The 13,287-nt window shown below is 71.4% G+C and carries 10 protein-coding genes; 6 read left to right on the forward strand and 4 right to left on the reverse strand.

The genetic code is table 11. From position 1 onward, the window contains the following. The first annotated feature begins 2 nt into the window (after nucleotides 1-2). From sufC to sufT, 5 genes are read left to right on the forward strand one after another with little or no spacing between them, the layout of a single operon-like run. Nucleotides 3-785: a Fe-S cluster assembly ATPase SufC gene (gene sufC, locus BHS09_RS06055; RefSeq protein WP_140788077.1), complete on the forward strand. Its 783-nt coding sequence runs from the start codon at nucleotides 3-5 to the stop codon at nucleotides 783-785. Beyond that, nucleotides 782-2,122, forward strand: a complete 1,341-nt coding sequence (gene sufD / locus BHS09_RS06060; RefSeq protein ID WP_140797423.1) for a Fe-S cluster assembly protein SufD — start codon at nucleotides 782-784, stop codon at nucleotides 2,120-2,122. The genes sufC and sufD overlap by 4 nt, the downstream gene beginning before the upstream one ends. Beyond that, a complete protein-coding gene (locus BHS09_RS06065) occupies nucleotides 2,119-3,342 on the forward strand; it encodes a cysteine desulfurase (RefSeq protein ID WP_140797424.1) in 1,224 nt (407 codons plus the stop codon). Before sufD ends, BHS09_RS06065 begins: the two co-directional genes overlap by 4 nt. Beyond that, nucleotides 3,339-3,797: a Fe-S cluster assembly sulfur transfer protein SufU gene (gene sufU / locus BHS09_RS06070; RefSeq protein WP_011551277.1), complete on the forward strand. Its 459-nt coding sequence runs from the start codon at nucleotides 3,339-3,341 to the stop codon at nucleotides 3,795-3,797. The genes BHS09_RS06065 and sufU overlap by 4 nt, the downstream gene beginning before the upstream one ends. A 14-nt stretch (nucleotides 3,798-3,811) precedes the next feature. Continuing rightward, nucleotides 3,812-4,354, forward strand: coding sequence for a putative Fe-S cluster assembly protein SufT (sufT, locus tag BHS09_RS06075; RefSeq protein WP_140788083.1), 543 nt, complete (start codon nucleotides 3,812-3,814; stop codon nucleotides 4,352-4,354). A 51-nt stretch (nucleotides 4,355-4,405) separates the two neighbouring features. On the opposite strand, the gene BHS09_RS06080 is transcribed toward sufT, so the two are convergent. Beyond that, a complete protein-coding gene (locus BHS09_RS06080; protein ID WP_140797425.1) occupies nucleotides 4,406-5,077 on the reverse strand; it encodes a type 1 glutamine amidotransferase domain-containing protein in 672 nt (223 codons plus the stop codon). Between the two features lie 166 nt (nucleotides 5,078-5,243). Between BHS09_RS06080 and BHS09_RS06085 the strand changes: the two genes are divergently transcribed. Then, on the forward strand, nucleotides 5,244-6,359 hold the full coding sequence (locus BHS09_RS06085) for an isoaspartyl peptidase/L-asparaginase family protein (protein ID WP_140797426.1): 1,116 nt from the start codon (nucleotides 5,244-5,246) through the stop codon (nucleotides 6,357-6,359). 69 nt (nucleotides 6,360-6,428) lie between these two features. On the opposite strand, the gene BHS09_RS06090 is transcribed toward BHS09_RS06085, so the two are convergent. From BHS09_RS06090 to BHS09_RS06100, 3 genes are all read right to left on the reverse strand, one after another. Continuing rightward, complete coding sequence (locus tag BHS09_RS06090; RefSeq protein ID WP_418763987.1) at nucleotides 6,429-7,331, reverse strand: hypothetical protein; 903 nt, start codon at nucleotides 7,329-7,331, stop codon at nucleotides 6,429-6,431. Between the two features lie 164 nt (nucleotides 7,332-7,495). After that, a complete protein-coding gene (locus BHS09_RS06095) occupies nucleotides 7,496-11,275 on the reverse strand; it encodes a tetratricopeptide repeat protein (RefSeq protein WP_140797427.1) in 3,780 nt (1,259 codons plus the stop codon). An 85-nt stretch (nucleotides 11,276-11,360) separates the two neighbouring features. Next, on the reverse strand, nucleotides 11,361-13,214 hold the full coding sequence (locus BHS09_RS06100) for a serine/threonine-protein kinase (protein ID WP_140797428.1): 1,854 nt from the start codon (nucleotides 13,212-13,214) through the stop codon (nucleotides 11,361-11,363). Nucleotides 13,215-13,287 lie beyond the last annotated feature (73 nt).

The raw sequence follows: 13,287 nt of genomic DNA on the forward strand, positions 1-13,287 counted from the left end.
GCATGGCGCTTTTGACTGTTCGCAACCTGCACGCCCGCGTGGCGGGCAAGGACATCCTCAAGGGCATCGACCTGGAGGTCGCGCCCGGCGAGGTCCACGCCATCATGGGCCCCAACGGCTCTGGGAAGAGCACGCTGGCCAGTGTGCTGGCGGGCCGTGATGGCTACGAGGTGACGCAGGGCGAGGTGCTGTTCGACGGCAAGCCGCTGCTGGAGCTGTCGCCCGAGGCCCGCGCCGCCGCGGGCGTGTTCCTCGCCTTCCAGTACCCGGTGGAGATTCCGGGCGTGGGCAACATCCACTTCCTGCGCACCGCGCTCAACGCGCAGCGCCGCTCGAAGGGGCTGGAGGAGCTGGACGCCATGGACTTCCTCCAGCTGGCCAAGGAGAAGTCGAAGCTGGTGCAACTCGACGCGGCCTTCATGAACCGCTCGGTGAATGAGGGCTTCTCCGGCGGCGAGAAGAAGCGCAACGAGATTTTCCAGATGGCGGTGCTGGAGCCGCGGCTGGCCATCCTCGACGAGACGGACTCCGGCCTGGACATCGACGCGCTGCGCACGGTGGCGGGCGGCGTGAACGCGCTGCGCTCGCCCGAGCGCGGAATGGTGCTGATTACGCACTACCAGCGGCTGCTCGACTACATCGTCCCGGACAAGGTGCACGTCATCGCGGGCGGCCGCATCGTCCGCTCCGGTGGCCGCGAGCTGGCGCTGGAGCTGGAGGAGAAGGGCTACGGCTGGCTGGGGCTGGACGGAGCCAAGGCGCCGGCGGCGGAGGCACGGCGATGACGGCCGCCCTGGCGCACTACCTGGACGTGGCCACGCGCTTCCAGGCGGCGCCCGAACAGGCGTCCGCGCCACAGTGGCTCAAGCGCCTGCGCGCCGATGCCCTGGTCCACTTCGAGCGGCAGGGCCTGCCCACGACGCGTGACGAGGCGTGGAAGTACTCCCGGCTGGGGTCCATCGCGGAAGGAACGTTCATTCCACGGACGGGAGTGTCCCGGGACACCGCCCACCTGTCGGCGGTGGTGGAGCGGCTGGGCTTGCCGGGGCCCCGGTTGGTGTTCGTGGACGGGCGGCTGGCGCCGGAGTTGTCGTCCGTGGCGGGCCTGCCTCGCGGCCTGACGCTGAAGCCGCTGCGGGACGCGGTGCGCGAGGACGGCGAGCTGCTGGAGTCCTTGCTAGGACAGCGGGCCCTGGCGAACGAGCACGCCTTCACCGCGCTCAACGCGGCGCTGCTGGAAGAGGGCGCGCTGTTGCGGCTGGCGCCGGGCGCGCTGAGCGAGGTGCCCGTGCAGTTGGTGTTCCTCACGCGCGGCGACGCGCCGGTGCTGTCCAGCCCGCGCATCCTCGTGGTGGCGGGGGAGAGCAGCGAAGCGACGCTGGTGGAGACGTATGCCAGCGCGGGCCCCGCGGGCTCGGCGGCGACGTTCACCAACGCGGTGACGGAGGTGACGCTGGGCGACAACGCCAGCCTCCACCACTACAAGCTCCAGGTGGAGGCGGACGCGGCGCTGCACGTGGGCGCGCTCCATGCACGGCAGGGGCGGGACAGCCGCTTCGCCTCGCATGCCTTCGCCTTTGGTGGGGCCATGGCGCGCAACGAGGTCCACGCGGCCTTCGCGGGCGAGGGTGGCGACGCGACGTTGAATGGCCTGTACGTGGGGCAGGGCGCGCAGCACCTGGACAACCGCACGGCGCTGGACCACGCGGTGCCCCGGTGCACCAGCCGCGAGCTGTACAAGGGCGTGCTGGATGGCCACTCACGCGGCACCTTCCACGGGCTCATCCGCGTGCGGCAGGACGCGCAGCGCACGGACTCGCGGCAGCAGAACCGCAACCTGCTGCTGTCGGAGTCGGCGCAGGCGGACGCGCGGCCTCAGTTGGAAATCTTCGCGGACGACGTGAAGTGCGCGCACGGCGCGGCGGTGGGGCGGCTGGACGCGCAGGCGCTGTTCTACCTGCGCTCGCGCGGCGTGCCCCAGGCGGAGGCGGAGCGGCTGCTCACCTACGCCTTCGCTCGCGAGGTGGTGGAGGCGGTGCCCGCCGGCCCCGTGCGCGCGAACATCGAAGCGCTCCTGGCCTTGAAGCTGCCGGGCGCGGCGCAGCGCGAGGTGACGGCATGAGCGGCTTCGACGTGAAGCAGGTCCGCGAGGACTTCCCCATCCTCCACCAGGAGGTGCGGGGCCGGCCGCTGGTGTACCTGGACAGCGCCGCCACGGCGCAGAAGCCGCAGGCCGTCATCGACGCGCTGGTGCGCTTCTACCAGCACGACAACGCCAACGTGCACCGCGGCGTCCACGTGTTGTCCGAGCGCGCCACGGAAGCCTACGAGGGCGCGCGTGAGACGGTGCGCCGCTTCATCAACGCCCGGGACGTGAAGGAAGTCGTCTTCGTGCGTGGCACCACCGAGGCCATCAACCTGGTGGCGCAGACGTACGGGCGCAAGCACATCGGCGCCGGAGACGAGGTGCTCATCACCCAGATGGAGCACCACGCCAACATCGTCCCCTGGCGGATGCTTTGCGAGCAGACGGGCGCCGTGCTCAAGGTCATCCCCGTGGATGACCGGGGCGAGCTGGTGCTGGACGCCGTGGACGCGCTGCTGACGGAGCGCACGCGCATCCTCGCGGTGACGCACGTGTCCAACGCGCTGGGCACCGTGGCGCCGGTGAAGGAACTTACGCGGCGGGCCCATGCGAAGGGCATCCCCGTGCTGGTGGACGGCGCACAGGCGGTGACGCACTTCCCCGTGGACGTGCAGGACCTGGGCTGCGACTTCTACGCCTTCAGCGGGCACAAGATGTTCGGCCCCACCGGCATCGGCGTGCTGTACGGCCGCAAGGAGATGCTGGAGGCCATGCCGCCGTACCAGGGCGGCGGGGACATGATCCTCTCCGTGACGATGGAGAAGGTGACGTACAACCGGGTGCCGTACCGCTTCGAGGCAGGCACGCCCAACCTGGAGGGCGCGGTGGGGTTGGCGGCGGCCATCCGCTACCTGGAGGCACTGGGGATGGAGAACGTCGCCGCGCACGACCGGGAGCTGCTGGCCTACGCCACGCAGGCGCTGGAGTCGGTGCCGGGGCTGCGCATGGTAGGCACGGCGCGCGAGAAGTCCGGCGTGTTGTCCTTCATGCTGGCGGATATCCACCCGCACGACGTGGGCACCATCCTGGACCGCGAGGGCATCTGCATCCGCACGGGCCACCACTGCGCGCAGCCGGTGATGCAGCACTTCAAGGTGCCGGCCACGTCCCGGGCGTCGCTGGCGCTCTACAACACGCGCGAGGACGTGGACGCGCTCGTCCGTGGCCTGCACAAGGTCCTGGAGGTGTTCCAGTGAGTGCGTCGGATGACTTGAAGGACCTCTATCAAGAGGTCGTGCTGGAGCACTCCAAGCGGCCGCGCAACTACCGCGTGGTGGAGGGCGCCACCGCGGAGGCGGCGGGCCACAACCCGCTGTGCGGCGACCAGCTGGTGGTGACGCTGAAGGTGGAGGGCGGCGTCATCAAGGACGTGGCCTTCCAGGGCCAGGGCTGCGCCATCTCCAAGGCGTCCGCGTCGTTGATGACGGGGGCGGTGAAGGACCGGACGCGCGCGGAGGCGGAGGACCTCTTCGAGCGCGTCCACAAGCTGGTGACGGAAGGTCCGGAGTCGGTGGACGTGGACGCGCTGGGCAAGCTGGCGGTGCTGTCCGGCGTCAGTGAGTTTCCCGCGCGGGTGAAGTGCGCCAGCCTGGCCTGGCACACGCTGCGCGCGGCATTGGAGGGACGCGGCGAGGCCGTGTCCACGGAGTAGGGGTGGAGGGCCACATGCGAGGAATGATGGCGGTGCTGGAGCGCGACGTGTCCGCGACAATCATCCCCAGCGGAGACCGGGTGGTGCTGCCCGGAGGCTCCGAGCTGCGGGTGATGCAGACGCTCGGCGGCAACATCACGGTGCAGGACCCCTACGGTCAGCTCTTCCGCATCGACGAGAAGGACGGCGGCGTATTGGGCGAGGAGTACGCTCCCAAGGAGAAGGCCGCCGGCGACCCCAGCGAGTTCAACGAGGAGCAGGTCTGGGAGCAACTGCGCACGGTGTACGACCCGGAGATTCCGGTGAACATCGTCGAGCTGGGCCTGGTGTACGCGTGCAAGGCGGAGCCGCTGCCGGAAGGCGGGCAGCGGGTGGACATCCAGATGACGCTCACCGCGCCCGGTTGCGGCATGGGGCCGGTGCTGGTGGAGGACGTGCGCACCAAGGTGGGCTCGGTGCCTGGGGTGGTGGAGACGCGCGTGGAGCTCGTCTGGGATCCGCCCTGGGGGCAGGACCGCATGTCGGACGTGGCGCGGCTCCAGCTCGGTTGGATGTAGCAGCGGGACGAAGGCCCTGGGCGAACAGCTTCGCCAAGGGCCGGTGACGTCTCAGCGCAGGGCCAGCCGCCGCGCGCCCAATCCGAGCGCCGCGGTGGCCAGCGTTCCCGCGAGCAGCTTCGGCCACAGGGAAGGCGCTGCCTGGCGCACGGGCACCATGGGCGCGCGCGCGGAGACCTCCGGCATCTTCTCCGCGAAGAGCTCCACCATGCCCTTGATGAACGCGAACATCTGTCGCGGTCCCGGGCTGGAGACCCAGTTGCCATCGCGCATCACCGGTTCATCCACCCAGCGGCCGCCCGCGTTGCGCACGTCGTCGCGGATGCCCGGCCACGCGGCCAGCGCCCGTTCCTCCACGAGTCCCGCCGAAATCAGGACCCACGGTCCATGACAGATGACGGCCATGGGCAGGTCCAGCGCGTCGGCGTCCCGCACGAAGTCCAGGGCGAGCGCGCTTTGCCGCAGCAGGTCCGGGTTCACGAAACCTCCAGGCAGGAGGACCGCGTCGAAGTCCGCCGCCTTCACCTCGCGCAGGGACGCGTCCACGGAGATTTTCTTCCCCGGAACCAGGAGGTTCATCCCGCGGATGCGGCCCTTGTGGGGGGACACAATCGTCACCTCGGCGCCCTGACGCTTCAGCTTCTTCACTGGCGCTGTCAGCTCCACCTGTTCGAAGCCATCCGCCGCGAGCACGGCCACTCGCAACCCTCTCAGCTTCTTCATCGCGCACACCTCGCTGTGTCTGAACGGTCTGTCGTCTCGACACTGTGCATTCCCGCGTGACACGCGCATGCCGGGGGAGGCGGGCAGGGCAGCCCTGGCTTTCCAGGCCCCGCGTTGTGCCTCCTCGGAGGGCGTGTTACCGACGGAGTGTTCTGGAGGTCTTCGAATGTCCGCCGCTTCCGTTCCCCTCCGCCGTGCTCTCGTCGTGGGTGCCGTGATGCTGCTTTCTCCCCTGGGCTGCGCAAGTACCGGGGTTGCTCGCACTGACAGCGAGCAGCCGGCCTCGCATGACGCGCCCGCGCCCAAGCCGAAGTGGGGGCTGGTCATCCACGGCGGCGCGGGCGTCATCTCCCGGGAGAATCTTTCCCCAGAGCGCGAGGCGGAGGTCCGCGCCGCGCTGACCCAGTCCCTCCAGGCGGGACACGCGGTGCTGGCCGGCGGCGGCTCCGCGCTGGACGCCGTGAGCGCCGCGGTCCGCATCCTGGAGGACTCTCCGTATTTCAACGCGGGCAAGGGCGCCGTCTTCACGCACGACGGCGTCAACGAGCTGGATGCCGCCATCATGGACGGCACGACGCGCAAAGCGGGCGCCGTGGCGGGCTTGCGGCACGTGAAGAATCCCATCTCGCTGGCGCGGCTCGTCATGGAGCAGTCGCCGCACGTGATGATGGTGGGAGAGGGCGCCGAAGCCTTCGCGAAGTCGCAGGGCGTGGAGTTGGTGGACCCGAAGTACTTCTACACAGAGGACCGCTGGCAGGGCCTCCAGCGCGCGCTGGAGAAGGAGCGCTCGCAGCAGCCGTCCTCCTCTCTGCCGGCGGGGTATGACCCGGTGAGCGGGGACCACAAGTTCGGCACCGTGGGCGCGGTGGCCCTGGACCAGACGGGCGCGCTCGCCGCGGCCACGTCCACGGGGGGCATGACGAACAAGCGCTACGGCCGCGTGGGGGACTCGCCCATCATCGGCGCGGGAACGTACGCGGACGCGCGCTGCGCCGTGTCCGCCACCGGTCATGGTGAGTTCTTCATCCGCTACACCGTGGCGCGCGACATCTGCGCCCGCGTGGAATACCAGGACGTGCCGTTGCCGGAGGCCGCCGACGTCGTCATCAACGATGTGCTGGTGAAGGCCGGCGGTGAGGGCGGCGTCATCGCGATGGACCGCGACGGCAATGTGGCCATGCCCTTCAACTCCGCCGGTATGTACCGCGGCTACGTGGGCGAGGACGGCAAGCCCGTCGTGGCCATCTTCCGGGATGCGGCGGAGGCCGCTGGCGCGAAGTAGCAGCGCACGGCGGCCACCATCCGGGACGCGCTCGGGGTGGGGCTGCCTCCCTGAGCGCGCCGTGAGGCGTCAGTCCCGGCCGCCGCGATGTCCCCCATCGCGGCCGCGATGTCCCCCATCGCGGCGGTGATGTCCCCCGCCCCCGTTCCCGCCGGGCGACGCCCGGTGGTAGTTGCCATTGCCCCAGCGATTGCCGTTGTTGCCACGGTAGTGCTGACGCACCGGGCTGGGGCCATGCCGGTAGTGGTTCCCGGGGTGGTAGGCGTGGTGGCGCACCGCCGGGTAGCGGCGCCAGGAGTGCGTGAAGTAGTGCGGGTGCCGGCGCGCCACGGTGACGTGCGCGTGGCGGTAGACGGGCACCGTGACACGCACCGAGCCCCGGGAAGCCCAGCCGCCAGCGGAGAAGTACCAGGACGGCCCGCGGCGCACCCACCGGGACGACACGTAGACGAGCCCAGGACGGGGCGGGGCGGCCCACATGCCGTCCACCCACACGTAGTTGGCGCCGGCCCAGTACCAGTAGCCGGGCGTCCAGACGTAGGAGGGGGCTGGCGGTGCCGGCGCGCGCTCGACGCGGAGCGGCGGAGGCGCCTGCTGCGTGGTCAGCTCCTCGCTCGCCACGGCGATGGGAATCTCCACCACCGGGGAGTCATGCCGGGCCCAGCCCCCGGACACCCACCGCCACATCCGGCCGTCCGGCTCCCAGTAGCCGTTGATGAACCGGTAGCCGTCCATGGGCGCCAGCCAGGTGCCGGCGTTGAAGCGCCACTCGTCGCCGTCCCAGTACCAGTGGCCGGAGGCCCAGACGGCGCCGGCGAAGGGCCGGCCGGAGGGGTTCTCGGCGGGGAGCTGGGGCGGGGCGTAGGGCGCCATGGGCGCCGTGTCCTCGTCCTCGAACTCCGTGTCGTCGTACGCGTATTCGGAATATCCAGGCTCTGACGCGGGGACCGGCGCGGTCTGCGCGTGAACCATGGGCGCCGCCAGCAAGGTCACCAGACAAGCCCACCATCGAGGAGTCATCGCGTCATCTCCGTGGGTTACCAGACAGATTCTGCCACCGGCCCCCTGAGAGTCCCCCAGTGCGGGGCCGGTGTAGAAAAAAGACGCGGTGCCGTCCGGCTTTATTCATCCCCCGGCTAGGGCTTCACCAGGACCAGCTCCCGCGTCTGGATGAGGTCCACGTCTCCGGTGAACCCGGAGAACAGCTCGTACTGGCCGGGCATGACGCGGTTGCGCGGCACGCGCAGCGACTCGGTGACGCTGAGCGTCGAGCCGTCCTGCTTCTCGGACCGGGTGAAGCGGCCGAAGGCGTTGTTCGCCTCCAGCGAGGCCTGGGGGTCGGCGAGCTTCCAGCCCTTGGGCATGGACAGCGTCACCTGCGTGCGGCTGGCCTCGGTGGTGTCGATGTAGAGCGGGGTGCGGCGCGTGCTCAGCTGCACGAACCGCCGGCCCAACTGCGCGGGGAAGGTGAGGGGCCCCAGCGCCATCCGCTGACCGCCCTCCATCCGCCCGAAGCGAGGCACGGTGAACTCGTAGCGCAGCACGAAGGGCGCGCCCACCTGCTCCTGGTTCTCCAGCTTCACGCTCGACAGCGATGCGCCGCCGAAATACCGCGCCACCGCCCCCTGCAGCGCCTGGTTGCGGCTCTCCGCCGACAGCTGGTTGAAGGCCTCGGCAATCTGCGCCGCCTCGAAGCCGGAGTACGTCTCCTCGCCCTGCCCGCTGAGCGTTCCATCCTCGGCGAGCTTCAGCGCCAGCTTCACTTCCTTGCCGGGGGTTTCCTTCAGGGGCGGCGTCTGCACCTTCTGCAGCGGGCGGCCGGGCTCGGGCAGCAGCCACGCCTCCCGCTCGCCCATGGCCAGCTCCGGCAGCTCGCCGAAGGGGCCGTAGCGCACGGACGTGTCCACCCACACCGGCTCGGTGCCGGGCACCTCCACGCGCAGCGCCGCGTACGGCAGCAGCGCGTCCTGGGGGAAGGTGTAGGCCGACGGGTCGGTGTTGAAGGTCCGCACCGCCACCACCCGCGAGGGGATGCCCAGCGCGTCCAGGCCGGCCTTCATCACCGTCAGCCGGCTGCCCCGGTCCTGGGCCACCGTGGACGCCGCCGTCTGGCTCAGGCTCGCGTCCCGGCCGGAGAAGCGCTGCATCACCGCCGCGTGCAACGCCTTCACCGCGTCCAGGCCGGACTTGCCCTCCGCCGCCTTGCGCGCGAAGGCGTCCACTTCCGCCGTGCGCAGCCAGCGCTCCAGGAAGGCATCGCCGTAGAGCTTCACCAGGCTCTCGTTGCCCGTGTCGCCCGCGCCCACGATGACGAAGGGCAGGTACTCGTTGGCGGAGGGGGGCGCGTCCGGCTCCGGGATGAACGGCGGCACGCGGCGCGTCTCGAAGTGGAACACCTCCAGGTCGCCGTCCACCTTGGGCTCCGGCACCTTCATCCCGTGGGCGTCCACCTTCATTCCCACGCCCTTGGGCGCCACCACCGTGTACGTCACCCAGGCGTTGGGCTGGTTCGCAATCTGGAAGTAGAAGGCGGACGCCGTGAAGCCCGGCTGCGCGGGGCCGCGCGGAGGCTCCGCGAGCAGGTACTCCACCTCCACGTAGTCACCCACGGCCACGCCGGGCAGGCTCACCGTGTCCTTGCCTTCGATGTTCTCCGGCTCCAGCACCCGGCCGTCCGCCTTCAACGTGCGCAGCGCCAGCACCTGCGCGCCGCGCGGCACATTCACCTCGGCGATCTCCTGCACGCCCGACTGCTCCAGCGCCTTCTGCACGGTGTGGATGCGGTTGACGATGCTGCCGTCGGGGTACACGCGCACCGCCGCCGCATCCAGCACGAAGGCCGCCGCGCTGCCGCCGCTGACGGGCTCCGCCTCGTAGGCGCGGATGGCCTCACGTCCGTCCACGGCGTACGCCTGCAGCAGCTCGCGGCCCGTCCTCGCGCGCTCCTCCGTGCGGCGCAGCGTCAGGTCGTCGCCCGCCATCGCCAGCGCCTTCTCGCGCAGCTTGAGCGCCTCGGCCGGCTGGCCCGCGTATTCGCGCACGTCCGCCATGCGCTTCACCAGCTCCGCGTTGCGAGGCCACACGGTCGCCAGCTTCTGGAGCACCGCGGTGGCGTCGTCGAAGCGGCGCTTGGACACGTAGAGGTTGGCCAGCGTGTTGGCCAGGCTGATGCTGCTGGGGTCGCGGGCCTGGAGCTCGCTGTACAGCTTCGTCGCCGTCTCCATGTCGCCGCGCGTGCGCGCGTGCTCGGCCTGGCGCACCACCGTCCCGGGGCAGCCATTCAGGGACGCCGCCAGCGTGTCGCTCCGCTCCGCCGCGTCACGGCGGCGGGCCAGGCTGTACTGGAGCGTCAGCGCCTCGCACAGGCCGGGCTGGGCCTCCAGCGCCGCGGCGAGTGACTCCTCCGCCAGGGCTTCCACTTCCAGCGCCAGCGCGGCGCGGGCGCGCAGCATGAACACCGGGTGGCCGGCGGGCTGGGCCACCTCGGACGCCGTCTTCAGCATGTCCATGGCGGAGGTGGGCTGGCCCTCGTCGAGGAAGAGCTCCGCGCGCAGCAGCAGCGCCGCCACGTTGCCCGGGTCCTTGGCCAGCACGGACTCCAGGTCACGCGTGGCCCGGCCGCGCGCCACCTTGGACGGCACGGTGCGGTCCGCGGACGCTACCTCCGCGCGCAGCCACAGCAGGGCCGGGGTGTTGGCGTCCACCGAGGCCATCAGCCGCCGCGCGCCGTCCGCGTCCCGCTGCAGGCCGTCCCGCACCGCCAGCACGACGGCCAGCAGCTCACCGGCCTCCTCGTGCAGGGCCGTCTTCAATCCCTCCGTGGTGGGGAACACGCCGGGCGTCTCGTCGGAGAACTCGGCCTTGCTGCCCCAGGCCTGCGGCGCCGCGCCGGTGGCCGTGCTGAAGCGCACGCCGGACGGACGCCCGTCCACGCGCAGCAGGGCGAAGGTGAGCAGGCCGGAGGTGCCGCCCTTGAGCTGACGCACGACGAAGCGGTGCTTGCCCGCGGGCAGCTGCACGGCGCGCGCGGTGACGGTGGAGGTGGCGCGCTCCCAGGCCCGGCGCTCCATCAGCGGAGCCCCGTCCATCAGCACCTGATGCGAGGTGCCGCTCACGGTGCGGGCCACGTAGAGGCCCGGCTCCGTCACGTCCGCGTCGAAGGCCTGGACATAGAGGTCGCCCTGGCCGGGCTCACCCGTCAGGTCCATCCGTCCGTCAGGGGCGCGCACCGTGCGCACCGGTAGCGGACCGAAGGCGCCGGTGAAGGGGCCCGCCAGCGAGCCACTCTGGCTCACGGGCGTGCTCTCGTCCCAGGCCAGCACGTGGAAGGGCGAGAAGGGCCCCACCAGCGAGACTTCGCTCACCCCGCCCAGTTGCCGCATCGCCGCGTCGCGGGCCTCCGCGTCGCCGCGCACCACGGCCACCGACATCCGCGCGCCGCGCATCAGATAGGCGGCCTCACCCGTCGCGCCCGCCGCCAGCGCTCGCTCCACGCCGCGGAGGATGTCGTCGTCCAGCGACCGCGACGTGCCCACCGAATCCAACACGTGGCGCGCCGCGACGGCCGCCAGCGGGTGCGTGGGCGCGCGCGCCACCATCTCCAGCGACGCCGACAGGGCGCGGTCGGGACGGCCCGCGCGGCGTGCCATCAGCGACTGACCGGCCAGCGCGTAGACGTCTCCCGCGTCGCGGGCAATGGCGTCATCGAAGCGCTGTTGCGCCAGCGTGGCGTCACCCGCGACGAGCAGGGCGTGGAAGCCCGCGAACGCGAGCGTGCGGGCCTGTTGGGTGCCCTTCTGCGCCTGCTCCGCGGCGGATTCGAGGACGCGCGGTGTCGCCGTGGAAGTGGAACGGTGGCAGCCCGTGAGGGCCGTGACGAGTGCGAGCGCGGCGAAGCCGAGTCGAATGGTGCGCATAGGAGGAGCCAGGGATAGTGCAATCCCTCGGCCGTGGCCATATTCCCCTGCGCGGGAATGTCCGGGACGCGTGCTGCCGGACGCTCTACCGCCGCTTGGGGGGGCTCTTCGTGGGGGCCTTGGCGGGCTGCTTCTTCGGGGGAGGAGGCGGAGGAGGCCGCTTGGCGGGCACCGCCTTGGCCGGCACCGCGGCGACCACGGCCTTCGTCACCGGCACGTCGGGCACGGGCGCCGTCGTCCCCGGGGGCGGCGCGCGCCGCACGGTGTAGAGGAATCCCTCCGCGCGGCAGGTGCCTTCGATGCAGCCGAAGGCGGGCACGGGCGCGTCCCCGAAGTGCTCCATCCAGCCCGGGCCCAGGTTGAGCGGCTCGCCAATGGCCCGCTGGTCCTTGCCCTTGCCGACGTAGCCCTGCATGACGCCGTCCGCGTCCACCCGCAGCTCCAGCGCGGCCTCGCCCTCCGGCGACGCCAGGCCCAGCATGGTGCCGCGGCGCTCGCCCAGGGCCCATTCGAGCCGCAGCGGCGCGCCCGCGCCGTCGTGGATGAGCGCCACGTAGCGGCCCGTGCTGCCCTGCAGCAGCAGCGCGGCCGAGGGGGCCTGCAGCGACGGCCCGTAGAGCATGACGTAGCCGCGGCGCTTCCAGGTGTCCGGCGGCGCGTCCGCGCGCACGCGGGCGCTGAGCACGGCGATGTCGCCGTCCAGCCCCACCACGTCCACGCGGGCACGGCCCACGCGCGACTGCGAGCGCTCCTCCACGGGCGGGAAGATGATGGCCTTCTCCTCTGCCTCCACCGGCCGGCCGGCGACCAGGAGCGACGGCGCGTCCGGGCCGTCACCCACCGACACCGTGCGCTTCTCGGAGCCCGTCTCCAGCCGGCCCGGCATGGACCGGGGCGATGGCGGACCCAGGTCCGCGTTCAGCGCGGCGCCGGGCTGCGGCGGCACGGGCTTCTCCCCGCTGCGCAGCCACTCCCGGCCCAGCACGGCCAGCGCCGCCATCACCAGCAGCACGGCCGCGGCCTGCAGGGCCATGCGCACCACCTTGCGCACGCCCTGGCGGACGCGCTGGAGGTGCGTCAGCTTCACCGGCGCCAGGGACGGCAGGCTGCCCGGGACGAGCAGCTCCAGGTCCGCGATGAGCGAGGTGACGGAGGGGTAGCGGTCCTCCGGGTCTGGCTTGAGGCAGCGCGTGACGATGGCGTCCAGCCGCGAGTCCAGCCCCGGCTTGCGCCGCGACGGCGGGTCGAAGGTGCCCAGCGGCACCTCGCCCGTGAGCCACTCGTAGAGGATGACGCCCAGCGAGAAGATGTCCGCGCGCGCGTCCGCGCTCTTCGCGTCCACGCGCTGCTCGGGCGCCATGTACGACAGCGTGCCCATGGACACGTGCGTGGACGTGAGCGCGTAGCGCGAGGAGGGGCTGGCATCATCCAGGAAGGACGCCAGGCCGAAGTCCGACACCTTGGCGATGCCGCCGGCCTGCTGGTCCAGCAGGATGTTCTCCGGCTTCAGGTCCCGGTGGATGACGCCGCGGCCGTGCGCGTACTCGATGGCGCGGCAGATCTGCAGCATGCGCCGCAGCGCGCCCACGACGTCCAGGTGCGGCTCGCGAATCAGCTCCCGCAGCGACGGGCCGTCCACGAACTCCATCACCAGGTAGTACGTGGTGTCCGTCTTCCCCTTGTCGACGATGGAGACGATGTGGGGATGGCTCAGGGCCGCGAGCGCGGCGGCTTCCTTCTGGAAGCGCGCGATGAAGGACGGGTCCTTCGCCAGCTCGGGATTGAGGAGCTTCACCGCCACCGTGCGGCCTAGCGAGAGCTGGGTGGCCTTGTGGACCTCCCCCATGCCTCCGCTGCCGACAAGCTTGTCGAGGTGGTAGCCGCTGATGATGTCCGGAGAGCGCGGACGGCTGATCGCGGTGGGGTCGATTGAGGACATGGCGGTGAGCGAAGGGGCGGCCAGGGTAGCAGAAACCCGGCGCTGGAAATGTCCGCTCGTGCACGGGTCGGCA

The organism is Myxococcus xanthus (assembly GCF_006402735.1).
Taxonomy (GTDB): domain Bacteria; phylum Myxococcota; class Myxococcia; order Myxococcales; family Myxococcaceae; genus Myxococcus; species Myxococcus xanthus_A.

Bases quoted from the DNA above. Each gene is read 5' to 3' on its own strand.
- sufC (WP_140788077.1), top strand. From the start codon at position 3: ATGGCGCTTTTGACTGTTCGCAACCTGCACGCCCGCGTGGCGGGCAAG.
- BHS09_RS06095 (WP_140797427.1), bottom strand. From the start codon at position 11,275: ATGCGCACCATTCGACTCGGCTTCGCCGCGCTCGCACTCGTCACGGCC.
- BHS09_RS06100 (WP_140797428.1), bottom strand. From the start codon at position 13,214: ATGTCCTCAATCGACCCCACCGCGATCAGCCGTCCGCGCTCTCCGGAC.
- BHS09_RS06080 (WP_140797425.1), bottom strand. From the start codon at position 5,077: ATGAAGAAGCTGAGAGGGTTGCGAGTGGCCGTGCTCGCGGCGGATGGC.
- BHS09_RS06085 (WP_140797426.1), top strand. From the start codon at position 5,244: ATGTCCGCCGCTTCCGTTCCCCTCCGCCGTGCTCTCGTCGTGGGTGCC.
- sufD (WP_140797423.1), top strand. From the start codon at position 782: ATGACGGCCGCCCTGGCGCACTACCTGGACGTGGCCACGCGCTTCCAG.
- BHS09_RS06065 (WP_140797424.1), top strand. From the start codon at position 2,119: ATGAGCGGCTTCGACGTGAAGCAGGTCCGCGAGGACTTCCCCATCCTC.
- BHS09_RS06090 (WP_418763987.1), bottom strand. From the start codon at position 7,331: ATGGTTCACGCGCAGACCGCGCCGGTCCCCGCGTCAGAGCCTGGATAT.
- sufT (WP_140788083.1), top strand. From the start codon at position 3,812: ATGCGAGGAATGATGGCGGTGCTGGAGCGCGACGTGTCCGCGACAATC.